Genomic DNA, 23,281 nt, shown 5'->3' with positions numbered 1-23,281 from the left:
GGATAGCCGAACAATGGACCGCTTCACGGCCATGCGCGCCTTCGTCCGTATCGTCGAGCGCCGCAGCTTCACCCGGGCCTCCGAGGACCTGGGCCTGCCGCGGGCCACGGTGACCGACGCCATCAAGGCGCTGGAACAGCGGCTGGGCGTGCGCCTGCTGCACCGGACCACGCGGCTGGTGGTGCCGACGCTGGAAGGCGAGGCCTTCTATGGCCGTTGCCTGCGCCTGATCGCCGACATGGACGACGCCGAGGCCGCCTTCCGTGACGCGCCGCCGCGCGGCCCCTTGCGCATTGAGGTGCATGGCACGCTGGGCCGGCACCTGCTGTTTCCCCACCTGCCGGATTTCCTGCAGCGCTACCCGGAGATCGAACTGGAGGTCAGCGAAGGCGACCGCTATGTCGATCTGCTGCGCGAAGGCGTGGATGCGGCGCTGCGGGTGGGGACGCTGGCCGACAGCGATCTGGCGGCGCGCCGGTTGGCGATGCTGCGCGAGGTCACGGTGGCCGCGCCGGGCTACCTGCAGGCCAAGGGCGTGCCAGGCAGCATCGAGTCCCTGCTGGGCGGCCATGAAATGGTGGGCTATCGCTCCAGCGCCACCGGCCAGCTGATTCCGCTGGAGTTCCAGCAGGGCGGGCAGGTGCGCTACGTGCCGCTGCCGGTGCGGGTGCGTGTGTCCGGTGCGGATGCGTTCCTCGGCGCCGCGCTGGCGGGCCTGGGCATCATCCAGGCTCCGCGCTACCGGATGGACCCGTATATCGCGCGCGGGCAGCTGGTGGAGCTGTTGCCGGACGCGCCGCCGACCCCAAGCCCGTTGAGCCTGGTCTACCCGCGCAACCGCACGCCGTCCCCACGCTTGCGGGTGTTCATCGACTGGGTGGCCGGGGTGTTCGAGCAGGCCGCGGTTGCCGGCCAGCGGCCGGCACTACCGAAGCAGCACGCGAAGCCGTCCGACCGCACGCGGTAGTGCCGGCCGCTGGCCGACAGCTGCAATGCGCTTCATGCACCGGGGGTGCCGGCCGGCGGCCGGCACTACCGGGCTGCGGCGCCCGGCAGCACCAGCTCGAACACGGTGCCGGTGTCATCGGACGCAACACTCACGCTGCCGCCATGCGCCTGTGCAATCGCGCGGGTGATCGCCAGGCCCAGCCCCGCACCTTCGTGTCGGCCACGCTCGCCGCGGTAGAACCGATCGAACAGGCGCGGCAGCGCTTCGGCGGAAATCGGCGTGCCGACGTTGTGCACGCTGACCCTGCACGCGCCATCGGCCTCGGCCAGCCGTACCCGCACCTCGCTGCCGGCAGCGGCGTGCTTCAACGCGTTGGACAGCAGGTTGGCAATCGCCCGGTGCAGCATCAGGCGGTTGCCTTCCACGCTCGCCACACCTTCGCGGCGCAGGGTCAACTGCCGGTCCTCGGCCAGCAGCTCGTAGAACTCGAGCAGCGAATCCACCACCCCATCCAGCGCCACCGGCTCGCGCGAAGGCAGCGCGCCCGGTGCTTCGGCCTGCGCCAGGTACAGCAGGTCGCCCACGGTCTGTGCCAGCTGCTGCAGTTCCTCGGCACACGACGCCAGCGTCTCGCGGTAGGCCTCGTTGCTGCGCGGGTGCGCCAGCACCACCTGCACCTGGGTGAGCATATTGGTGATGGGCGTGCGCAGCTCGTGGGCGAGATCACCGGAGAATTCGGTCAGCCGCGCGAAGTCCTGCTGCAGGCGTGCCAGCATGCCGTTGAGGGTCTGCGCCAGCTGCTCCAGTTCGGTCGGTGCACTGCGCGCGCTCAGGCGGCGCTGCAGCCGGCCAGCGGTGATCTGCCTTGCCTCATCGGCCAGCGTGCGCAGCGGCCGCAGCGTGCGCCGCACCACGTAGCCGCCGAGCAGGCTGCTGGCCACCGCGGCGCCGATGATGGCGATTGCCAGCAGGTGGCGGAAGCGCTCCAGGAAGTCGGCGTGACGGTTGTCATCAATGGCCAGCAGGGTCACCAGCTGGCTGCCGTCGGCCAGCGTCTGGCGCAGGTGCAGGGCATGCATGCAGCGACCATCGGTGAGGATCCAGTCGTGCCGCCGTGGCGCGGCGTCGATGGGCTGGCTGCGTGCATGCTCGCGCAGCAGTGCCGGCGCAGTGGAGAACAGTACGGTTCCGCTCCCATCAACAATGTGGAAGGCGATATCCGGATGATGGCCGAGCGCCTCTGCCAACCGCGGTCCGCGCGCGGCGGCAGGCCCATTGTCAGCGAGGTCGCGGATCAACGCGACCTTGTTTTCCAGTTCGATGAAGTCCTGGGCAACAAGATCATGGCGGGCGCTGACATAGATCGCCACGCCCAATGCGGCCAGCACCAGCGTGGCCACGATGGCGAACAGCAGTGTCAGCCGTACCGCGATGGAACGACGCAGGCTCATCCGCTGTGCACGGCACCGTCGTCCGGCGCCTCCAGCACATAGCCCATGCCGCGCACGGTGACGATCAGCTTGGCATCGAAGTCATCGTCGATCTTCGCGCGCAGGCGGCGGATCGCCACGTCGATCACGTTGGTGTCGCTGTCGAAGTTCATGTCCCACACCTGCGAGGCGATCAGCGAGCGTGGCAGCACTTCGCCCTGGCGACGCGCCAGCAGCTCCAGCAGGGTGTATTCCTTCTGGCTGAGGGCGATGCGCTGGCCGCCGCGTTCGACCCGGCGGCGCAGGGTATCCACCACCAGGTCGGCGATGATGATGCGCTCGGCCTGCGGCTGTGCCTGGCCGCGACGCAGCAGGGTGCGCACCCGCGCCAGCAGCTCGGCGAAGGCGAACGGCTTGGCCAGGTAGTCATCGGCGCCCAGTTCCAGGCCCTGCACGCGGTCGGCGATGCTGCTGCGCGCGGTCAGGAACAGCACCGGTGTCTGCCACCCTCCGGCGCGCAACCGCGACAGCACGTTCCAGCCATCCAGGCCGGGCAGCATCACATCGAGAATGATCAGTTGGTACTCGCCGCTGCCGGCCAGGTGCAGCCCGTCGACGCCGTTGCAGGCGAGATCGACCACGTAGCCGGCCTCGATCAGGCCCTGGCGCAGGTAGTTGCCGGTCTTGGGTTCGTCTTCGACGATCAGCAGTTTCATGATGCGCCCATCATCGCAGCTTGCACGTGGGCTGGCTGCGCAGGCTCACGCCAACGGGTCCTGAGTACCAAGCACCGCCACGCAGGCCAGCACCAGCACGGCCAGCACCGACTCGCAGGCCAGGCTGTGGCGCAGGGAACGCAGCGGCCGCGGTTGCCAGCCGTCGTGGATGGAGGTGGCCAAGGCCGGTACCAATCGCCAGCGATGCAGCGCCGCCAACCCCAGCATGCCGACCACCAGGGCCAGCTTGAGCAGCAGCCAGCGCCCATGCGCGGTACCGGTCAGGGTCTGCACGGAACCGCCGAGATCGACATAGGTATAGGTGCCGGTCATTGCCAGCAGGGCGACGATGACCGTGCCCGGCAGGGCGAAGCTGTGCGCGGCCCGCCACAACTCGTAGGTGCGCTCGCGCAGGCGCAGGCCCTGTGGACGCAGCGCCAACTGCAGGATGGCGGCGATCGCGCCGACCCAGGCACCGGCGGCCAGCAGGTGCACGATGCCGGCCAGCAGCCGCAAGGTGCCGCCGAACCCATCGCCCGCAGCGGCGTGGCCGTTCCAGGACAGGCTGGCCAACGCCGTGGCAGACAAAGCGAGCAGGGCCACGCGGCGCAGGCCCGGCAGCGGCGTGGCGAATGCCAGCAGGGGCAGCATCGCCAGCACCGCCACGGTACGCAGCAGGCCGGCTTTACCCACCGGCGTACCGGTGAGGAACCAGTGCGCCGTTGCAGGGTCGATGTCGGCCGGTGCGATGCCGAGCACACCGGTCAAGCGGGTGATGGCATCGGTGACCACCACGGCCACCGCGATCAGGGCGAGCGCCAGCGAGACGCCGCGCGGCAGCCCCGGACGGACGAACAGCATCCGCCCGAACAGCAGCATCAGCACCAGGTACAGTGCCAGCCGCAGCGCATACGGCGAGAGCTCGGCCACGACGGCAGCCTTACTTCACGGTGAAACGGTACGTGCCAGTGATCGGGTGGCTGTCCTGGCCCACCGCGCGCCACTGCAGTGCGTAGCTGCCTGCCGGCAAGGGCTTGGCGAAGCGTGCGCGCAGGGTGTGGCCATCTTCGGAGAGCTCCTGCGCAGTGGTGGGCATGGCCATCTTCATGCGGCCATGGTCCATGCTCAGTTCGATGCGGGTGGCACGCGGCATCACCTTCTCGCTGAACTGCAGCTCGATCTGGCTGGCCGGCGCCACGGTCGCGTCGGCGGCCGGCGTCGAGCGCACCAGGCTGGGATGGGCCAGGGCCAGCGGCGCAACCGCGAGGCCGGAGACGAGGACAACAAGGGCGGTGGAGCGGAGCAGGGGACGGGCCATGCGTGGGATACCTGTGGAAGACATGGCCCACAGGGTGGAGGGCAGCGCCTTTCGCTGCCCTGACCCCTGCATTACCGATCTGTAATGTTTCGTCCGCCGGCCGCTGGCCGGCATCACAGCGCTGCCAGCGGCCCTTGCATGCGATGGAAACTGCCATCGGTGGCGGTGAACCAGGCCAGCGAATGCCCGCCCGCGAAGTCATCGACATGCACGACCGTGGCGCCATCGGCTTCCTGCCACGAAATGGCATAGACCCCGTCGCTGATCCGCTGCCACTCACAGGCGGCTTCGCCCTGCGCACCGGCATAGGCGCCAGAGACGATGGCGTACTGCACGTGGCGGCCATCGGCGCTGTAGACATTGTCGGCGGCCAGGCCGTCATAGCTGACGCGGAAGCGGCGGCCGGCGAACACGGGAAGGTCAGCGGCGGTGTTCATCGGATTGCCACCGGGTTGATGTTGACCTGGGTCGAACCGACGTACAGCGGCTGGCCGAGCACGAACAGGAATTCCCAGGCCTTGTCGCGCACCAGGGCACGGCTGTCGATCAGCTCCAGGTTGTAGATGCCACGCTTGGCCAGCATGTACTGGTTGATCGGGAACTCCTCGGCACCGTTCGGGTTCGGGTAGACCTCCGAGGCCCAGGTGTCGCCACCGAAGGCGACGATGCCCTGGTCGGCCAGCCACTTCGCCGCCTCCATGCCGATACCCGGTTCCACTTCCAGGAACTGTTTGTCGTCCTTGCCGATCAGTTCCAGCCAGCCGGTGTTGAACAGCACCACGTCGCCCTTGCGCAGGCGCAGCCCCTGCTTCTTCAGCACGGCCTGGATGTCGGCCACGGTGAACTCGGTGCCGCCGGGCACGATCGCCTTGCCGTAGTACGTGGTCATGTCCAGCACGACGCCACGGGTGACCATCGGCGGCACCTTCTCGACGCCAAGCTTGCGCACCCCGTCCACGGTGACGAAGTCGGCGGCCTTGTTGCCGTTGTAGTAGACGTTGTCGATGCCGATATGGCCGATGCCGTTGAGCTGGGTGCCAACGCCGGTCCAGGCGTTCACCAGTTCATCGTTGAAGGTGAACTTGTTGGGGCCCAGCGACTTGCCAGCCTGCTGGCCGACCTGCACGTTGTACAGGCGGAAGCTGCGGTGGCGGAACGCGGGCAGGTTCTTGTCCACCGGCACCGCCAGCGGATAGGTCTTGCCGGTCCTGACCAGCGAGACCGCGTGCTTGACCACGTCGGCGGTCAGCAGGTTGGCCGCGCCAATCTCGTCGTTGGCGCCGTAGGCAGAGGGGTACCAGTCCTCGGCGGTGGCCTGGAAGGACAGCGGCAGGGTGGCCAGCGCTAGCGCGGCCAGGGTCTTCATCTTCATGGCAAAGCTCCGGTAATTGTCAGGCCGTCGCGGGGGCGGCAAGCGGGGCATGCGGCGCAGCGGCGCCGGCGTGGGCCGGGAAGTGCGGCAGCACGTACTCGGCGATTTCGTGGAAGGTTTCGGCCAACGGCCGTTCGTTGCGGCGGAACTGCAGGCCGATGTGGTCGACACCGGCCGCCCGCATGGCGTGCAACTCGGCCAGCAGGGCGTTGCGGCCGCCGCGCAGGCCAAAGCGCCAGCGCTGCAGAGGAGCATCGGCATCGGCCACCAGGTCCAGGTGGATGAAGCTGGCATAGGGCTTGTTGCCGGCCACGGCGCGCCAGGCCGCCACGCGTTGTACATGGTCCTGCGGCGTGCCCGGGTAGGCCAGGCAGCCATCCATGTGCTGGCCGATCCACGCCGGTTGCTGCTGGGCCAGGCCTGCCACGAACAGCGGCAGGGCCGGGCCATCCGCGGGCAGCACGTCCAAGCCCTGCGGCAGGTGCGCGGCGGCGCCTTCGCGCAGCAGTGCGATCTGCTCGCGGAAGCGGCTGCCACGGCTGTCGAAGTCGCGGCCGAACAGCGGGTACTCCACCGGGCGGTCGCCACTGGCCACGCCCAGCAGCAGGCGGTCACCGCTCAGCCGCTGCACGCTGCGTGCCGACTTCAGGGTCAGCAACGGCTCGCGGATCGGCAGCACCACCGCGCCGGTACCCAGCAGGATGTGCTCGGTGATGCCGGCCAGGTAGCCGAGGTAACTGAACACCTCGAACACCTGTGCGGCATCGCCGAAGGCCGGGTCGTACACCGGCACGTCGCGTACCCACAGCGCACGGAAGCCAAGGCGGTCGGCCAGCCGTGCCAGCTCCGCATGGCGCTGCAGGTCCGGTTCGCCGGGCAGGCGTCGCGCGGCGTGTCGTGCCTGTTCGCCCAGCGGTGTCCAGTCATTGTCCAGCGGTGCTTCGATGCCGATGCTGAAACCACCGGCCTGCAGCCGCGTCAACGCATTGCCCATGGCGAGGCTCCTCAGTCCCAGGCCGGGGCCAGGCCCGGCGGATCGACTTCGCGGCCGTTGCGGTCAAGCGCGGCGATCGCGGCCATGTCATCGGCATCCAGGTGCAGGTCCTGGGCAAGCAGGTTGCTGGCCAGGTTCTCGCGCTTGGTCGAGGACGGGATGACCGAGTAACCCCGCTGCAGCGCCCACGCCAGCGCGACCTGGGCGACGGTGGCCTGGTGCTTGTCGGCGATGGCGGCCAGCACCGGGTCCTTCAGCACCTTGCCGTAGGCCAGGGTCATGTAGGAGGTGACGGTGATGCCTTGTTCCTGCAGGAAGGCAGTCAGTGCCGGGTTCTGCAGGTAGGGGCTCAGTTCGATCTGGTTGGTGGCGATCTCGCCGGCGCCGACCACCTCGATGGCCTGCCGGGTCAGTTCGATGTTGAAGTTGGACACACCGATCTGACGGGTCAGGCCCAGCGATTTGGCTTCGGCCAGCGCGGTCATGTACTCGCGCAGTTCAACGCCATTGCCCGGCGCCGGCCAGTGGATCAGCAGCAGGTCGACGTACCCGGTGCGCAGCTTGGCCAGGCTGTCGCGCAGGCTCGGGATCAGCTTGTCGGCGGCGTAGTTGTCCACCCAGATCTTGGTGGTCAGGAACAGCTCGTCGCGCGGGACGCCGGATTCGGCGATGGCCTGGCCGACCTCGGCTTCGTTGCCGTAGATCTGCGCGGTATCGATCGCACGGTAGCCGACGTCGAGGGCGTTGCGCACCGAATCGATGACGGTCTGGCCGGTCAGGCGGAAGGTGCCGACGCCAAAGGAAGGAACGCTCATGATGGACTCCAGGGACTTCGTTGAGAGCCGGTGGGCTCGGGACAGGGCGAAGTGTGGGCGCTTTACATTTGTTGATTAAGCCGTGTATACGGGAAACGCTTTTGCGCCGAGGTAAAAAATGAAAACCACCCTGGATGAGCTGAAGGCCTTCGTGGCCGTGGTCGACAGCGGTTCGATCACCGCCGCGGCCGAAGAGCTGGAGCTGACCATCTCCGCCACCAGCCGCACCTTGGCGCGGCTGGAGGACAAGCTGCAGACCACGCTGCTGCGGCGGACCACGCGGCGGCTGGAGCTGACCGAGGAGGGAGCCGCATTCCTGGAGTACGCGCGCACGATCCTGGCCACGGTGGACGAGGCCGAGGAACAGATGGCCGCGCGGCGGCTGCAGCCGGTCGGGCGCCTGCGCGTAGACGCCGCCACGCCGTTCATGCTGCACGTCATCGTGCCGTTGCTGGAGGGCTTCCGCGAGCGCTACCCGCAGGTGGAGCTGGAGCTGAATTCCAATGAAGGCATCACCGACCTGATCGAGAAGCGCACCGACGTAGCGTTCCGCATTGGCGTGCTGCGCGATTCCACCCTGCATGCGCGGCCCATCGGCCACAGCCGCATCCGCGTGGTGGCCAGCCCCGAGTACCTGCGCCGGCGTGGCACGCCCACGCGGGTGGAGCAGCTGCGCGAGCACGACCTGCTTGGCTTCACCCAGCCCAGTTCGTTGAACGAATGGCCGCTGCAGGATGCCGATGGCGGCCCTTTCGTGATTGAGCCGGCGATTGCTTCGTCCAGTGGCGAGACACTGCGGCAGATGGCGGTGACCGGGCTGGGCATCGCCTGCCTGTCCGACTTCCTGACCCGACAGGACCGGCGTGACGGACGCCTGGTGCAGTTGTTCGCCAGGCAGACGCAGGAGGTGCGCCAGCCGATCAACGCGGTGTACTACCGCAACACCGCGCTGGCCGCGCGCATCACCTGTTTCGTCGACCACGTGACGCAGACGCTCGGCCAGCGTCCGTTTGACGAATAAGGCGGGGTAGCGCCGGCCGATGGCCGGCTGCCGGGTCCCGGGGCTGCCGGCCAGCGGCCGGCACTACCGGCGGTTGTGCAGCGCGCGGCGGTTGCCGATGTGCGCGCATGCCAGCAGCACGCCACCACCAGCTGTCGCCACGCCATGCCAGAGCAGTGATTCCTTCAGCGGCAGGTACAGCGAGGCCGGCAACAGCAGGAGGGCGCCGACGCAGGCCAGCCTTGCAGGTCGCCAGCGCCCATGCCGGTGAGCCCCGGCCAAGGTGCTCGCCAAGGCCAGCGACGAGGCCAGCAGCGCAAACACCCATTCCCAGCGCGACATCATCAGCAGCACCGTCATCGCGCCATGGCCGGGGTGCTGGAACGAGCGCAGCGCCATCATCGCTGCCGGCACGAAGGCCAACAGCAGGGGCAGGGCGATGCAATGGGCGGCGCAGGCCAGGGACAGCCAGGCCCCGGCTAGATCGAAGCGGGGGTGCCAGCGTGCCGAAGCTGGCGGCTGGGCCAGGGCCCTTGCAGGCGTCGTGGGGATGCGGTCCATAATGTTACATAGTAACAATAGGAGCCTCTCCCATGAAGCGTTCTGCTGCTCTTTTCCTGCTGCTGGCTGCCAGCGCTGCACAGGCCCATGATGTCCGCCAGCTCGGTGCGCACGTACACGGCCAGGCCACCGTTGATCTTGCGCTTGACCAGCAGACGCTGGAATTCGCCCTGCAGGCGCCCGGCATCGGCATCCTTGATTTCGAGCGGCCGCCGGCCAATGCAGCCGAGCAGGCCGCGCTGGCGCGTGCGACTGCGCTGCTGCAAAGCGGCAGCTGGGTCACCTTGCCCAACGCCGCGGGCTGCCGCCTTATCGCGAACGATGCCAGGGCCGAGGGCTTCGATGCGATGGCTGCCGCGCCGCCGCCCGGTCAGCATCGCCACGCAGGGTTCAGCGCAACGCTGCGGTACCAGTGCGCCAAGCCTGCCGGGTTGCGGGCCATCGTGGTGCGCTTGCCCGTGCTGTTCCCGGGCCTGCATGAAGTGATCGTCAACAGCGCCACCGCGCACGGCCAGAACCGCAGCGTGTTGACCGCGGACAATCTGCGCGTGGTGCTGGCGCCGTGAGCATGCGACCGGTGATCGCGCTGGATGGCGTGCAGTTCGGCTATGGCCGGCGGCTGGTGCTGGACGTGCCGCGGCTATGGATCGAGCAGGGCAGCAGCGTGCTGCTGCGCGGAATCAGTGGCGGTGGCAAGAGCACGCTGCTGGGCCTGCTGGCGGGCGTGCTGCTGCCCGGCAACGGCCGCATCGAGGTCGCCGGCCACGCGCTGCAGGCGATGCGTGGTGCCGCGCGGGACCGCTTCCGCGCCGACCACCTGGGCGTGATCTTCCAGCAGTTCAACCTGCTGCCGTTTCTCAGCGTGCGCGACAACATCGCACTGGGCCTGCGCTTCTCGCGCCTGCGCAGTGCGCGCATCAGCGGGCCGTTGAATGCCGAGATCGCGCGACTGCTGCAGGCCCTGCAGCTGGACCCCGGGCTGATGCAGCGCCGCGCCGGCACGCTCAGCGTCGGCCAGCAGCAACGCGTGGCGGCGGCACGCGCGCTGATCGGCCGCCCGGCGTTGCTGCTGGCTGATGAGCCGACCTCGGCGCTCGACCGCGACGCGGCGACCGCCTTCCTGCAGCTGATGTCCGCGCAGTGCGAGGCGGCCGGCACCACGGTGCTGGTGGTCAGCCATGACGACAGCCTGCAGTCGTTGTTCGACCGCACGATCGCCTTGTCCGAGATCAACCAGGCAGGTGCCGACCATGCTTGAGCTTGCCTGGACCAGCCTGCGCAGCCGCGCGTTTAGCGTGGGCCTGACCGTGCTGGTCATCACCCTCAGCGTGGTGCTGTTGCTGGGTGTCGAGCGCGTACGCACGCAGGCGCACGAGGGTTTCGCCAGCACGGTGTCGGGCACGGACCTGATTGTCGGTGCGCGTTCGGGGCCGGTGAACCTGCTGCTGTACGCGGTGTTCCATATCGGCGACCCGACCAACAACGTGTCCTGGCAGTCCTACCAGGCGCTGTCCGCAATGCCGCAGGTGAAGTGGGCGGTGCCGCTGTCGCTGGGCGATTCCTGGCGCGGCTACCGGGTAGTGGGTACCACTGGCGGCTACTTTGAACACTATCGTTATGGTTCCGGTCATGCGCTTTCCTTTGCACAGGGGCGGCCCTTTGATGATCTGTATGACGCGGTGATCGGTGCGGAGGTGGCACGCGCGCAGAAGGTCGGCCTCGGCGACGAGATCGTGCTGGCGCACGGCACCGGCGCGGTCACGCTGGCCACGCATGCCGACAAGCCGTTCCGGGTCTCCGGCATCCTGCAGCGCACCGGCACGCCAGTGGATTCGTCGCTGCTGGTCTCGCTGCCGGCGATCGAGGCCATCCACGTCGACTGGCGCTCGGGTGTGCAGCTGCGCAGCCAGAGCGTCAGTGCCGAGCAGGCGCGCCACCTCGATCTGACCCCGACCAGCATCACCGCTTTCATGCTCGGCCTTAACTCGCGCATCGCCACCTTTTCGGTGCAGCGCAGGATCAACGAGTATCCCGAAGAGGCGATGCTGGCGATCCTGCCCGGGGTGACGCTGCAGCAGCTGTGGCAGTCGCTGGGCACGGCCGAGCGCGCACTGCAGCTGATCAGCGCGATGGTGGTGCTGCTGGGCATGGTCTCGCTGGTGGCGTTGCTGGTCTCGACGCTGCAGCAGCGGCGGCGCGAGATGGCGATCCTGCGTGCGACCGGCGCGCGGCCGGGTTACATCGCCGGCCTGCTGGTAGTGGAAGCGGTGGCAACCAGTGCCGTGGCCTGCGTGCTGGCGTTGGGGCTGCTGGTGGCCGCCAGCATGGCCGGACGCGGCTGGGCCCTGGCCACGTTCGGCCTGTCCATCACCCATGTCTGGCCGGATGGCCGCGAGCTGGCCTGGGTGGCGGGTGTGTTGGCGATCAGCGCGGTGGCCGGGCTGGTGCCGGCGTTGCTGGCCTACCGGCGCACCTTGGCCGATGGTCTGTCGCCGGGAGGCTGAGCATGCGCTGGATGCTGTCATTGCCGATGGTGCTTGCGCTGGCAGCCTGCGAGCGGCCGGTGGATACCGGTGTGCAGGCGTTGCCACCTTCGCCGGTTGTCGACCACGCTGGCGCTGCGGATGCGGCGGAGCAGGAACTGGACTGGTTGCAGATGATGCCCAAGGACGAGCTGGCCGCGCTGGAGCGCGGAGAGGGCCCGGAGGTGGAGCACAACGGCAACCGGCGCATGCCGCAGTTCGGCACGTTCCGTACCGTGGATACGGTGCTGCAGCGTCCGGTGCGCCTGCCCGGCTACGTGGTGCCGCTGGCCACTGCGCAGGATGGGCGCCTGACCGAATTCCTGTTCGTGCCGTACTACGGCGCCTGCATCCACGTACCACCGCCGCCACCGAACCAGATCGTGCACGTGGTGCTGCCGCGCCCGATCGCCATGCCGGACATGTACTCGCCGTTCTTCCTGGCCGGCACCCTGCGTGACGAGCGGCTGGATGATGATCTGGCCGGTTCCGCCTACACCATGCGCGATGCTCAGCTGAGGCCCTATGAACCGTAGCGCTGTGTTGCTGCTTGGATGCGTCTGGTTGGCAGGCTGCACGTCACCGGGCGGTGATGCCGTGGTGGCCACGCCGCGCGACAAGCCGTTGCCCTCCGCCGCGCCCGAAACGCCTATCGACCGCTGGGACGCGCTGCGGCCGGACGAAGTGACCTATCAGCGCCCGCCCCCGCAGATCGGCTTGTCACGCAATGGCATGGACGGGGTGGGCGGCCTGATCGACGACACCGGCTCGGGCACGCCACCGGGGCAGGAAATCGACCATTCCAGCCCGGATCGCGCCAAGCAGTTCGGCTCTTCGCGCGTGGTCGACGCTGTCGACGGTCGCGCGGTGGATCTGGATGGCTACGTGGTACCGCTGGGCACCAATGATGCCGGGCTGGTCGATGAGCTGCTGTTCGTGCCGTTCTACGGTGCGTGCATCCACGTGCCGCCGCCGCCACCGAACCAGATCATCCATGTGACCCTGGCCACGCCGATCGCGCTGGGCGATCTTTGGGACCCGTACCGGTTGGCCGGCCGCCTGCAGGTGAAGCGCTTCGACGCGGACATCGCCAGCGCGTCCTACGATGCCGCAGCGGCCACGCTGACGGCGATCCGCAACTGATGCGCCGGTGCTGGATCCTGGCTGCCGCGGCGCTGCTGGGCGCAATCGTGCTCCTGGCGTGGTGGCAGCGGCAGCGCGCACCCACCGCGCCGCCGGTGGTCGCGTTTCCAGCACCGGCGTCCGACGCCAGCCAGCGCATCGAACAGCGTTTGGGTGACGACCACGCGTTCCGCAACGACGTGCTGTTCCTGCTTGCGGCAACAGTGCGCGACCGCTGCCAGCCAGCGCAGGCGGGGCTGCTGGCGCGCATGGCCAATCGTGCATCGCTGCCGGTGCTGGCGGGAGTCAGCGCGGTGACCCAGCAGGATCCATCGCTGGACCGGCCGATCTACCAGTACATCCAGCATCGCGCCGATGCGACGCGGTGCGGGCAGCCGCTGCAGATGCCGTTGGCCGCTGGGCGCAGCATGGCGTTGGACATCGAACAGTACGCGCGCACCTTCCCGGACAGCTACTTCGACCCGCAGCGCAGCAGTGAACCCCGGGATTTTGGTGGACGGTCGTTGCAGCAGCGCGCTGGCAACGCCTGCAACAGCGTGGTGTATTCGGTGCTGCCGCTGGGTGGCACCGACTGGCGGTGCAGCAGCCTGCGCGCGAATGCCCGCGCGCAGGTGCGCGGCCTGTGCGAGGACGAGCTGCGGCGCCAGCACGGGGCAACGGGCGGGGAGCTGGACATGGCCGTGGGGCAGGGCATGCAGGCGGCGGTGGTAGCGGCGATTGCTGCGCTGCCGGAAGACTGCCGGTGATGATCCCGGACACCAGCCAAGACCCGGCATGAGGGGCACGGCAACATGAACATTGCCCGGACCGCAATCTGAGCCGCTGTCGCCGCCCTGATAACTATACAGGACATCCTGTATAGTTATGATCGTAATCCACCCCCATCAGGTTCTCCCATGGCTTTGTCCCAGCCCTTGGCCGGTGCTCCGGCCCTGTCGCGTGCCCGTCGCTGGGCACTGCTGTTCACCGTTGCCGCCGGCCTGCTGCTGGTCACGCTCGACAACTCCGTGCTCTACACCGCCCTGCCCACGCTGACCGAAGAACTCTCGGCCAGTGCCGGCCAGGCGCTGTGGATCATCAACGCCTATCCGCTGGTGATGGCCGGCCTGCTGCTGGGCGCGGGTACGCTGGGCGACCGCATCGGCCACCGCCGCATGTTCCTGATCGGCCTGGTGGTGTTCGGCGTGGCATCGTTGGCAGCGGCGTTCGCCGACACCGCAGGGCAGCTGATTGCCGCGCGCGCCTTGCTGGCGGTCGGCGCGGCCGCGATGATGCCGGCCACGCTGGCGCTGATCGGCCTGAGCTTCCACGAAGCGCGCGAACGCAACATCGCCATCGCGATCTGGGGTTCGGTGGCGATCGTCGGTGCGGCACTTGGCCCGATCATCGGTGGCTGGCTGCTGCAGCATTTCTGGTGGGGCTCGGTGTTCCTGATCAACGTGCCGGTGGTGGTGGTCGCGTTCGTGGCCACGCTGCTGCTGGCACCGGAAGGCCAGCGCGACCCCTCGCGACCGTGGGACCTGATTTCGTCGCTGCTGGCTCTGGCTGCACTGTCCGGCCTGGTGCTGGCGATCAAGTCACTGATCGCTACGCCGCCGTCGTATGCGCTGGGTGCAGGCGCGCTGCTGCTGGCCGCCATCAGTGGTGCGGCGTTCGCGCGCCGCCAGCAGCAGCTGCCGCACCCGCTGCTGGACTTCGCGATCTTCCGCAATCCGGCGTTCCTGGCCGGCACGCTGTCGGCGGTGTTCACCCTGTTTGCGATGGCCGGCCTGCAGCTGGTCACTACCCAGCGCTTCCAGCTGGTGGCGGGCTTTTCTCCGCTGCAGGCGGGCCTGCTGGTGTCGGTGGCCGCGCTGGGCAGCCTGCCCAGTGCGCTGCTGGGCGGCAGCATCCTGCACCGGGTGGGCCTGCACCCGCTGATCTGTGGCGGCCTGGCCGCAGGTGCGCTGGGTGTCGGCGTGGTGGCATTCGGCTTCCCGCACGGCCTCGGCTGGGTGGTCGCCGGCATGGCGATCACCGGCTTCGGCATGGGTTCGGCCATCTCGGTGGCGTCCACCGCCATCCTCAACAACGTACCGGCGCACCGTGCGGGCATGGCCTCGTCGGTGGAAGAGGTGTCCTACGAGTTCGGCGGCCTGCTGGCGGTGGCGATGCTGGGCAGCTTGAGCGCGGCGATGTATGGCGCATTCCTGCCGGTCTCGGCCGACATGCCCGCGCTTGCACGGGAAGGCTTCACCCAGGCGCTGCACGTGGCACGTGAAAGCGGGCAGGGCGAGTGGTTCGCACTGGCCACGGCCGCGTATGACCGTGGCTACCAGATCGTGCTGCTGGTGATCACGGTGGTGCTGGCGCTGGGCGCGTCGATCATCGCGCGCCTGCTGCGCGGGCGCGTCGGCAGCCGCGAGGGTGCGGCCGATCGCGTAAAATGACGCGATGAGAACCAGCAAGCGCGACCGCATCCTCGACGCCGCCGTCAACGTGATCAATCGTGATGGCGTGCGCGCAGTGACCTTCGAGTCGGTGGCGGCCGAGGCCAAGCTGACCCGCGGCGGCCTGCTGTACCACTTCCCGTCGCGCGAGGCGCTGCTGCGCGGCATCGACGAGCACCTGGTGCAGGCCTGGGAGACGTCGATGGAAACGCTGCTGGGCAAGCGTGCAGACGAAGCCTCGGCGCTGGAGCGTTACCAGACCTTCGTGCGCGTCTCGGCGCAGAGCGCTACCCGTGCCGAGCTGATGTTCATGCTCGAATCGGCCGACCCGGACGCCGATGAGCGCCCGTGGGGGCCGGCGGTACGGCGTTGGGCGCCGTTGCCGCCGTCGACCGGGCAGAGCGACCCGGCCGCGCTCGACAATTTCGTGGCACGGCTGGCCGCCGACGGCCTGTGGATCTACGAGGCGATGTACGAAGGGCAGCTGGATGAAAGCGTGCGCGCCCAGGTGGCCGAACGGATCGCCGGGCTGCTGGCGAAGCCCGATGGAACGTCCAGTTGAGCGGGCAGCCGGCGCGCCGACATCGCCCGTGGCAGAGCCGACCGCCGGTCGGCTGCCCTTCGGTCAGGCCGCGGAAATGCCGCTTCGATCGTCCGTGGTAGAGCCGACCGCTGGTCGGCTGCTCTTCGGTCAGGCCACGGAAATGCCGCTTCGATCGCCCGTGGTAGAGCCGACCGCTGGTCGGCTGCCCTTCGGTCAGATCACGAAAATGCCGCATCGGTAGAGTCGGCTGTTGGTCGACTGCCCTTCGGTCGGACAACGAACCTCCCGCGCGTCGCGCGATGGTCGACCAGCGGTCGACTCTACCCCTCATCCATTTACCCAGCCTGCGCGGCGCCCGCGGCCAGCCACGCCCTCGGCGAAGCCCCCAGCCGCTTGCGGAACGCCTTCGACAACGATGCGGTATCGGCAAACCCCACCTCGATCGCCACCTGCTTGACCGCCACGCCGGCCCGCAGCTGCGCGCAGGCCAGGCTCAGCCGCCAGTCCAGCAGGTAGCTGGCTGGCGTTGCCTGCATCACGTCCTTGAACACGGCCGCGAACGCGCTGCGCGACATGCCGGCGGTCGCGGCCATGCGCGGCAGCGTCCATTCGTCCTGCGGTGCCTGGTGCATCGCCACCAGCGTGCGTGCCAGCCGCGCATCGGACAGCCCCCGCATCAACCCGTGGCTGACGCCGGCTGCATCCGGGTGGTCGACCACCCAGCGCAGGATCTGGATCAGCGCCACCTCGAACAGGCGGTTGGTCAGCAGCCGTGACCCGCAGCGCTGGCGATCGGCTTCGGCGAACAGCAGCTGCAGGGTGTCATCCAGTTCGGTGATCGCGGCCAGCGGCACCACCATCACCGGTGGCAGCGACTGCACGATCGGATTGCGCGCGCCACCATCGAAATCCAGCGTGGCACAGGTGAAATCCGGGCCGTCCAGCGGAGCGTTGAAGAACACATGGTGCAGCGGCTGCGGATACAGCAGGAGGCTGGGTGTATCGATCTTCAACCGGGGCAGCGCGCTATCGCCCCCAGGATGACGGACTTCCATCTCACCCTGGCGCAGGATGTGCAGGAACGCACGACCGGGCTGCGGCTCGAAGACATGCTGCCCGCACAGCGGGCCACTGTGGAACAGCGCCGCCTGCACCCGGAAGCGTTCCAGCAGCGAGGAGAGTCGATCTGGCGCAGGGGTGGCGGCGCGCATGCTCATGGACGTATGGACAACATATGTGGCGAATTGAGGATGTTGCGTCCAGGGAGTCTACCTAGGATGAGCGGGTCGTCCAATCCCGGGCGCTTTCCCAAGGAGATCCACCATGTCCCGTGTCCCCCTGATCGATGCCGCCAACACCACCGCCGACCGCCAGGCCCTGCTGGGCCAGGTCCACGCTGCCTTCGGCGCCACCCCGGCCATGTTCCGCGCCGTGGCCAACTCGCCGGCTGCCCTGCAGAGCATGTGGGGTTCGTTCGGCGCGCTGGGCGGCGGTCGCCTGTCGCCGCTGCTGGGCGAGCAGATCGCCGTGGCCATCGCCAACCGCAACGCCTGCGAGTACTGCCTGGCCGCGCACACGGCATTGGGCCGCAAGGTCGGCGCCAGCGGTGAGCAGATGGCTGCCGCGCAGATCGGCCAGTCCAGCGACCCGGCCACTGCGGCGGCGCTCGACTTCGCGTTGAAGGTGGTCGAGCAGCGTGCGCAGATCGCCGACGGCGACGTGCAGGCGCTGCGCGCGGCCGGCTTCGATGATGAGCAGGTCGTCGAGATCCTCGCGCATGTGGCGCTCAACCTGTTCACCAACTACGTCAACGTGGCGTTCGACGTGCCGGTGGACTTCCCGAAGGTCGCGCTGCGCTGAGGCGTAACGGGCCGGGGGACGCAGTGCTCCCGGCCATCCTCAGCGGGCGTGGCCGTCGTGCGCCTGCAGCCGCTCTGGATGGGTATACACATTGAACCCGCTTTCCCGCGCGAACCCGACCAGGCACAGGCCGGCGCTGCGGGCCAGATCGATCGCCAGCGCGGTCGGCGCGGACACTGCCGCCAGCACGCTGGCGCCGGCGCGCACTGCCTTGCTCACCATCTCGTAGCTGGCCCGGCTGGAAATCACCAGCAGGCCGCCTTCGATGGCGTGTTCGTTGTGGTGCAGGGCGCCGATCAGCTTGTCCAGTGCATTGTGGCGGCCGACGTCCTCGCGTACCCAGCCGATGCGCCCACTGGCGTCGGCCCAGGCCGCGGCATGGATCGAGCCGCTTGCCGCATTCATCGGCTGGTGCTGCGCCAAGCTGGCCAACGCCCGCTGCAGGGCGGTGGCGGAATAGCTGCGGCGTTCGCGGATCTGCGGCAGTGGGCGCAGCACTTCTTCCAGCTGGCGCGTGCCGCACAGGCCACAGCCACCACGGCCGGGCAGCAGGCGCCCCTTGTCGGGGTCGAGGTTCGCGCCGGGCGCAGCCTCGTCCACGGTCATCTGCAGCTCGATGCCTTCCAGCTGTGGGTGGATATCGATCGACAGCAGCTGCGAGGGCGCGCTGATCAGGCCTTCGCTGAGCGAAAATCCGAGTGCGAAGTCCTCCAGATCACAGGGTGTGGCCATCATCACGGCAAAGGCGGCATCGTTGTAGCGCAGCGCCACCGGCACTTCCTCGGCCACCACGTCGACCTGCTGCTGTTGCGTGCCGCCGCGCCAGCGCTGCAACGGGCGTTGGGCGGTGCCGGCAGGCGGGGTGTGCGGCGGGATCGAATCAGGCATGCAGCGCGTCCGGACAAGGGAGAAACGCGGGCGGGCCACCGCCTGCGGTTTCGAGGATAGCGCAGTGGTTGCGCGCAGACGCGGCTGTAACCGTTGCCATGACAGGTTGTGCTGAAATCAGCCGGTGCCCTCTGGCGAAGCGCCGTGGGCCGTGCTTGACTGTGCGGCTGGTCGTGCCACTGAATGCACCGCCGGACCGCGTTGTGCCGTTCGTTGCTGCGTTCCTTCCGCCAGGTTCCCGAACATGTCCGAGCAGAAACCGCCGCGTTACAAGCCCTACAACCAGCCCGCCGGAGGCTGGGGTGCCGCCGGCGCCACGGCCAAGGTGCTGCTGCAGCAGAGTGTGATCGGCAAGGGATCGAAGGCATTGCTGGCGATGAACCAGCCCGGTGGCTTCAAGTGCCCCAGCTGCGCATTCCCCGATGCCGACGAACGCAAGAAGCTGGAGTTCTGCGAGAACGGCGCGAAGGCACTGGCCTGGGAAGCCACCCAGTTCCGCGCCGGCCGCGAACTGTTTGCCCGGTACACCGTGACCGAACTGATGGCGCAGACCGACTACTGGCTGGAGATGCAGGGCCGGCTGACCGAGCCGATGCGCTACGACGCAGCCACCGACCACTACGTGCCGTGCAGCTGGGACGATGCCTTCGCGCTGATCGGCCGCCACCTGCAGGCGCTGGACAGCCCGCACCAGGCCGAGTTCTACACCTCCGGCCGCACGCCCAATGAAGCCGCGTTCCTGTATTCGATCTTCGTGCGCGAGTTCGGCACCAATAATTTCCCGGACTGCTCGAACATGTGCCACGAGCCGACCAGCCGTGGCCTGCCGCCGGCCATCGGGGTGGGCAAGGGCACCATCGTGCTGCAGGATTTCGAGCACGCCGAGGCGATCTTCGTGATCGGCCAGAACACCGGCACCAATTCACCGCGGATGATGAGCAACCTGGTCGAGGCGCGCAAACGCGGCATTCCGATCGTGGCGGTCAACCCGATGCCCGAGCGCGCGCTGATCCGCTTCGCCGAGCCGCAGGACATGGTGCAGATGGCCACGTTCGGTTCGACCGAGATCACCAGCGAGTTCGTGCACATCCGCATCGGCGGCGACCTGGCCCTGATCAAGGGCATGATGAAGGTGATGTTCGAGCGCGAGGCGCAGGGTGAGCGTGTGCTCGACCATGCATTCCTCGCCGAACACACGGTGGGCCTGGAGGCGCTGCGCGAAGACGTGATGGCGCAGGACTGGGACGAGATCGTGCAGGTGTCCGGCATTTCGCAGGCACAGATCCGACGCTGTGCTGAGATCTACATCCGCTCCAATGCCACCGTGATCTGCTACGGCATGGGGCTGACCCAGCACCAGTACGGCTCGCGCCTGCTGCAGCAGGTCGCCAACCTGCTGTTGCTGCGTGGCAACTTCGGCAAGCCCGGTGCTGGCATCGGGCCGATCCGGGGCCATTCCAATGTGCAGGGCGACCGCACCGTCGGCATCGACGAGAAGCCCAAGCCGGCCTATCTCGACCGTGTGCAGCAGGTGTTCGGCTTCGACCCGCCGCGTGAGCACGGCCATCACGTGGTCGAATCCATCGAGGCGATGCTGGACGGCAGCGCCAAGGTGTTCATCGGCCTGGGTGGCAACTTCATCCATGCCGTGCCCGATACGCCGCTTGCGTATGAGGCGATGCGCGGCCTGGAGCTCACCGTGGGCATCGCCACCAAGCTCAACCGCGGGCACCTGGTCCATGGCCGCGATGCACTGATCCTGCCGGTGGTGGCGCGCTCGGAACGCATCGTTACGCCGGCCGGCGAGCAGTTCGTCACCGTCGAAGACGCGATGTCGAATGTCACCGCGTCGCGCGGGGTACTGGAGCCGGTCAGTGCCGAGGTGTTGCCCGAGGTCGAGATCGTCTGCCGGATGGCACTGGCCACGCTGCCGGACAGCAGGGTTGACTGGGCCGGCTGCATGCACGACTACGCGCCCATCCGCGAGCTGATTTCCGCGGTGTATCCGGAGATCTACACCGGCTTCAACGAGCGCATCCAGCAGCCACACGGTTTCCATCTGGACATTCCGCCGCGCCGCCGGGTGTGGCCCACGCCCAATGGCAAGGCCAACATCCTGGTGATGCCCGGCCTGGACGTGGACGATCCGGTGCACGATCCAGACATGTTGCGGTTGGCCACCGTGCGCTCGCATGATCAGTACAACACCACCATCTACAGCTACAACGATCGCTATCGCGGCGTGTACAACGATCGCATGGTGCTGTTCATGAATATCGAGGACCGGCTGGCGCGCGGGCTGGAGAAGGAAGCGCTGGTCAGCCTGGAGACGATCAGCGGCGATGGCGTGCAGCGCCGCATCGAGGGCCTGACGGTGCTGGACTACCCGATGCCGCGCGGCGCGCTGGCCGGTTACTACCCGGAACTGAACCCGTTGCTGCCGCTGGACTACTACGACCGGATCAGCGGCACACCCGCAGCGAAGTCGATCCCGGTGCGGATGCGGGCGATGGCGGCGGCGATTGCGTGACGCGCATCGGCTATCATCGCCGGGTGAAGCTGCCTGGCCTGCTGCTGCGATGGATGCTGCTCGTTGCCCTGGTGCTGAATGCACCGGCGCTGGCGCTTGGCTCGTCTTCGTACGGCGGGTCGGCCAACCAGGATCACTGCGCTGCACCGCACGCGGCTGCGCTGGCGGCAGCCGGCTGCTGCGATGATGCGGCCCGGGCGGCCTGCCAGAGCGGTGAGTGCGAATGCCCGCCAGCCTGCCTTGGCATGCTGGCCACGTTGAGTGGAACGCCCGCCTCGCCGTGGCGTGAGGCGCCTGTAGCTGCCCGTTCCCAGCAACGCGCATCGCCGCCGATGCCGGACCCGTTGCGTCCCCCCATCGTGTGATGTCCTGCAGGCGCTCAAGCGCCTGCCATGACTGTTCGACTCATTCTCGCCTCTGCCTGCGCCTTCGATGCGCGGGCGGCGGGCCGCGTTGCCCGCCTCAGCAAAGGAATCACTCAATGAACCGTTCTCTCTCCCTCGGCCTGCTGCTGGGCACCGTGCTGGCCACCACCGCCTGTGCACGTGCCGCCGAAGAATCCGCCGCCGCACCGGTCGCCAGCAAGGCTCCGGTGGCACCGATCCAGGCCAGCCCGGCCAAGGTCGATCCGGCCCTGCCGGTGGCCATCGTGCACAAGACCGCCAGCTGTGGCTGTTGCGGTATCTGGGTCGACCATCTGAAGGCCGCGGGCTTCCAGGTGGACGTGCGCGATACCGATGACATGAATCCGATCAAGGTCCGCCTGGGCGTGCCGGTCGGCAAGGCCTCCTGCCATACCGCCGAGATCGGCGGTTATGTGGTCGAAGGCCACATCCCGGCCGAGGACATCAAGCGCCTGCTGGCCGAACGCCCGGCCGCACGCGGGCTGGTGCTGCCCGGCATGCCGGCCGGTTCGCCGGGCATGGAAATGCCGGATGGTTACGTGCAGTCGTACACCGTCGAGCTGGTGCGGACCGACGGCAGCACCGAGCCGTTTGCCCAGCACGGGCAGGGTGGCTGATGGAAGGCGGGTGCCGGTCGTCCTGACCGGCACCTTTCGAGGCGTCTTGTGTAGGGCTGAGCCTATGCTCGGCTGTGTTTGGCCGGCAAGCCGAGCATGGGCTCGGCTCTACAGGATCAGCGTGCCGTGGCTGTTTCCTTGGCCAGCTGTGCGTCGAACTTCTTCTCGGCCGCATCCGCGTAGGCCTTGCAGGTCAGGGCGTTGGCTCCGGCCTCTGCACCCTCGGCATAGTTCCAGTTGCTGGCGCCCGGATGCGGCGTCAGCAGCAGGTCGCAGGGCAGGCCGCGCACCGTAGCGAAGCTGCGCCGGTAGTCCTCGACCAGGCGGGGATAACGGGCGTTGCCCTGCAGCTGGTAGCCCGGCGCACTCAGGCTGTCGGCGTAGGCGATGCGCACCGGCTGGCCATCGCGGGTATCGGTCCAGGTCCAGGCGGTGCTGCCTGGGGTGTGCCCCGGCATGAAGTGCGCGGTGAACGCGATGCCGCCTACGGTGACCGCTTCGCCATCCATGATGATGCGGTCGGCGCTGGCCGGCGGAAAGGTGATGCTGTCGCCAAAGTGCAGGTCGTTGCTGCCGCCGCGCGCCAGCAGCACCGCCGATTCGGCGTTGGCCGCTACGCTGGCGCCGGTACGGCGCTTCAGCTCCGCCACTGGCCCGGCATGGTCGGCGTGTGCGTGGCTGAGCAGGATCAGCCGTAGATCCTGTGCTGCCACCCCGCGTGCCTTCATGTTGTCCAGCAGGTGACCGGCCACCTGCGGCATGCCGCCGTCGAGCAGTACCGCACCGTCGGCGGTCTGCACCAGCAGCGCGGTCAGGTCCTCGGTGCCGATCTGCCAGGTGTGGTCGGCAATCTGCAGCGGTGCCATCGGCTGCAGCCACGAGGCGTCCACGGTGTAGGCCTGCAGCTGCGGCAGCGGTGCGTCGGCGGCAGTCACATCAAAGGCAAGTGTGGCAGTCAGGGCAAGGGTCGTCAGGCAAAGGCGCATGGCGGAGAGGTGTCTGGGCAGGGTCGGATGAAACTACCACGCGGGCTGGGCGGACCGTTTCGCGAATAATTCATGGCTGCGATAAGGTGCGCCGCAGCCTGCCCAGGGATTGTTCGCTGGCCATGGATTGTGAATCCACCTCCACGGGCTGGAGCGCAGAATCGGCCGCGGCTAGCCTGCTACCAGGCTCAAGGAGGTGGACC

25 protein-coding genes are annotated in these 23,281 nt (G+C 68.3%); 13 read left to right on the top strand and 12 right to left on the bottom strand.

Features of this window, described 5'->3' with window-relative positions:
- Window positions 1-13 precede the first annotated feature (13 nt).
- The gene (locus QP609_RS11570) at window positions 14-967 is read left to right on the top strand and encodes a LysR family transcriptional regulator (RefSeq protein ID WP_289213777.1); all 954 of its coding nucleotides are present in this window, start codon (window positions 14-16) and stop codon (window positions 965-967) included.
- A gap of 65 nt (window positions 968-1,032) precedes the next feature.
- On the opposite strand, the gene QP609_RS11565 is transcribed toward QP609_RS11570, so the two are convergent.
- The 8 genes from QP609_RS11565 to dkgB all read right to left on the bottom strand — a co-directional run bounded on the left by QP609_RS11565 (window position 1,033) and on the right by dkgB (window position 7,594).
- Window positions 1,033-2,400: a heavy metal sensor histidine kinase gene (locus tag QP609_RS11565; RefSeq protein WP_197621839.1), complete on the bottom strand. Its 1,368-nt coding sequence runs from the start codon at window positions 2,398-2,400 to the stop codon at window positions 1,033-1,035.
- The gene (locus QP609_RS11560) at window positions 2,397-3,095 is read right to left on the bottom strand and encodes a heavy metal response regulator transcription factor (RefSeq protein WP_046430894.1); all 699 of its coding nucleotides are present in this window, start codon (window positions 3,093-3,095) and stop codon (window positions 2,397-2,399) included. Before QP609_RS11560 ends, QP609_RS11565 begins: the two co-directional genes overlap by 4 nt.
- Before the next feature lie 45 nt (window positions 3,096-3,140).
- The gene (gene copD, locus QP609_RS11555) at window positions 3,141-4,025 is read right to left on the bottom strand and encodes a copper homeostasis membrane protein CopD (RefSeq protein ID WP_197621838.1); all 885 of its coding nucleotides are present in this window, start codon (window positions 4,023-4,025) and stop codon (window positions 3,141-3,143) included.
- Window positions 4,026-4,035: 10 nt separating this feature from the next.
- Window positions 4,036-4,413 carry a copper homeostasis periplasmic binding protein CopC gene (copC, locus tag QP609_RS11550; protein ID WP_032962626.1) on the bottom strand — a complete coding sequence of 126 codons (378 nt, stop codon included), beginning with the start codon at window positions 4,411-4,413 and terminating at the stop codon, window positions 4,036-4,038.
- Window positions 4,414-4,526: 113 nt separating this feature from the next.
- Window positions 4,527-4,850, bottom strand: a complete 324-nt coding sequence (locus QP609_RS11545) for an adenylate cyclase (RefSeq protein WP_169411111.1) — start codon at window positions 4,848-4,850, stop codon at window positions 4,527-4,529.
- Complete coding sequence (locus tag QP609_RS11540; protein WP_126412369.1) at window positions 4,847-5,785, bottom strand: cyclase family protein; 939 nt, start codon at window positions 5,783-5,785, stop codon at window positions 4,847-4,849. Before QP609_RS11540 ends, QP609_RS11545 begins: the two co-directional genes overlap by 4 nt.
- Window positions 5,786-5,804: 19 nt before the next feature.
- Entirely contained in the window at window positions 5,805-6,779 is a 975-nt protein-coding gene (locus tag QP609_RS11535) for a TIGR03571 family LLM class oxidoreductase (protein ID WP_111206309.1), read from the bottom strand.
- 11 nt (window positions 6,780-6,790) lie between these two features.
- Entirely contained in the window at window positions 6,791-7,594 is an 804-nt protein-coding gene (dkgB, locus tag QP609_RS11530) for a 2,5-didehydrogluconate reductase DkgB (RefSeq protein ID WP_164077987.1), read from the bottom strand.
- Between the two features lie 118 nt (window positions 7,595-7,712).
- Here dkgB and QP609_RS11525 point away from each other — a divergent pair, with 118 nt between their 5' ends.
- Window positions 7,713-8,615 (top strand): LysR family transcriptional regulator, encoded by a 903-nt coding sequence (locus QP609_RS11525; protein WP_289213776.1) that lies wholly within the window; start codon window positions 7,713-7,715, stop codon window positions 8,613-8,615.
- Between the two features lie 63 nt (window positions 8,616-8,678).
- Here QP609_RS11525 and QP609_RS11520 read toward each other — a convergent pair whose 3' ends face one another.
- Window positions 8,679-9,155: a MerC domain-containing protein gene (locus QP609_RS11520; RefSeq protein WP_289213775.1), complete on the bottom strand. Its 477-nt coding sequence runs from the start codon at window positions 9,153-9,155 to the stop codon at window positions 8,679-8,681.
- Window positions 9,156-9,187: 32 nt separating this feature from the next.
- Between QP609_RS11520 and QP609_RS11515 the strand changes: the two genes are divergently transcribed.
- The 8 genes from QP609_RS11515 (at window position 9,188) to QP609_RS11480 (ending at window position 15,811) form a co-directional block, all read left to right on the top strand.
- Window positions 9,188-9,721 (top strand): DUF2796 domain-containing protein, encoded by a 534-nt coding sequence (locus QP609_RS11515; RefSeq protein WP_197621633.1) that lies wholly within the window; start codon window positions 9,188-9,190, stop codon window positions 9,719-9,721.
- Window positions 9,718-10,413, top strand: a complete 696-nt coding sequence (locus QP609_RS11510; protein WP_197621632.1) for an ATP-binding cassette domain-containing protein — start codon at window positions 9,718-9,720, stop codon at window positions 10,411-10,413. The genes QP609_RS11515 and QP609_RS11510 overlap by 4 nt, the downstream gene beginning before the upstream one ends.
- Window positions 10,406-11,659, top strand: a complete 1,254-nt coding sequence (locus tag QP609_RS11505) for an ABC transporter permease (RefSeq protein ID WP_197621631.1) — start codon at window positions 10,406-10,408, stop codon at window positions 11,657-11,659. The genes QP609_RS11510 and QP609_RS11505 overlap by 8 nt, the downstream gene beginning before the upstream one ends.
- A gap of 2 nt (window positions 11,660-11,661) precedes the next feature.
- Complete coding sequence (locus QP609_RS11500) at window positions 11,662-12,213, top strand: DUF3299 domain-containing protein (RefSeq protein ID WP_142234811.1); 552 nt, start codon at window positions 11,662-11,664, stop codon at window positions 12,211-12,213.
- Window positions 12,203-12,820, top strand: a complete 618-nt coding sequence (locus QP609_RS11495; RefSeq protein ID WP_197621630.1) for a DUF3299 domain-containing protein — start codon at window positions 12,203-12,205, stop codon at window positions 12,818-12,820. The genes QP609_RS11500 and QP609_RS11495 overlap by 11 nt, the downstream gene beginning before the upstream one ends.
- Entirely contained in the window at window positions 12,820-13,566 is a 747-nt protein-coding gene (locus QP609_RS11490) for a hypothetical protein (protein ID WP_197621629.1), read from the top strand. Before QP609_RS11495 ends, QP609_RS11490 begins: the two co-directional genes overlap by 1 nt.
- A 150-nt stretch (window positions 13,567-13,716) precedes the next feature.
- A complete protein-coding gene (locus QP609_RS11485) occupies window positions 13,717-15,249 on the top strand; it encodes an MFS transporter (protein WP_197621628.1) in 1,533 nt (510 codons plus the stop codon).
- Between the two features lie 4 nt (window positions 15,250-15,253).
- Window positions 15,254-15,811: a TetR family transcriptional regulator gene (locus QP609_RS11480; protein ID WP_032962647.1), complete on the top strand. Its 558-nt coding sequence runs from the start codon at window positions 15,254-15,256 to the stop codon at window positions 15,809-15,811.
- Between the two features lie 317 nt (window positions 15,812-16,128).
- Here QP609_RS11480 and QP609_RS11475 read toward each other — a convergent pair whose 3' ends face one another.
- Window positions 16,129-17,010 carry an AraC family transcriptional regulator gene (locus tag QP609_RS11475; RefSeq protein ID WP_046430865.1) on the bottom strand — a complete coding sequence of 294 codons (882 nt, stop codon included), beginning with the start codon at window positions 17,008-17,010 and terminating at the stop codon, window positions 16,129-16,131.
- Window positions 17,011-17,116: 106 nt separating this feature from the next.
- Between QP609_RS11475 and QP609_RS11470 the strand changes: the two genes are divergently transcribed.
- Window positions 17,117-17,653, top strand: coding sequence for a peroxidase-related enzyme (locus QP609_RS11470; RefSeq protein ID WP_197621627.1), 537 nt, complete (start codon window positions 17,117-17,119; stop codon window positions 17,651-17,653).
- A 39-nt stretch (window positions 17,654-17,692) separates the two neighbouring features.
- Here the strand turns inward: QP609_RS11470 and fdhD are convergent, their stop codons facing one another.
- A complete protein-coding gene (gene fdhD / locus QP609_RS11465; RefSeq protein ID WP_032962653.1) occupies window positions 17,693-18,541 on the bottom strand; it encodes a formate dehydrogenase accessory sulfurtransferase FdhD in 849 nt (282 codons plus the stop codon).
- A gap of 244 nt (window positions 18,542-18,785) precedes the next feature.
- On the opposite strand from fdhD, the gene QP609_RS11460 reads away from it, so the two are divergent.
- Window positions 18,786-21,071, top strand: coding sequence for an FdhF/YdeP family oxidoreductase (locus tag QP609_RS11460; RefSeq protein WP_197621626.1), 2,286 nt, complete (start codon window positions 18,786-18,788; stop codon window positions 21,069-21,071).
- A gap of 481 nt (window positions 21,072-21,552) precedes the next feature.
- Complete coding sequence (locus QP609_RS11455) at window positions 21,553-22,092, top strand: DUF411 domain-containing protein (RefSeq protein WP_014647305.1); 540 nt, start codon at window positions 21,553-21,555, stop codon at window positions 22,090-22,092.
- Window positions 22,093-22,208: 116 nt separating this feature from the next.
- On the opposite strand, the gene blaL1 is transcribed toward QP609_RS11455, so the two are convergent.
- A complete protein-coding gene (gene blaL1 / locus QP609_RS11450) occupies window positions 22,209-23,078 on the bottom strand; it encodes a L1 family subclass B3 metallo-beta-lactamase (RefSeq protein WP_197621625.1) in 870 nt (289 codons plus the stop codon).
- Between the last annotated feature and the right edge of the window lie 203 nt (window positions 23,079-23,281).

The sequence above is a fragment of the Stenotrophomonas sp. 8(2023) genome (assembly GCF_030345295.1).
GTDB classification, from domain to species: domain Bacteria; phylum Pseudomonadota; class Gammaproteobacteria; order Xanthomonadales; family Xanthomonadaceae; genus Stenotrophomonas; species Stenotrophomonas muris.
This window is presented reverse-complemented; position numbering and strand designations above follow the sequence as displayed.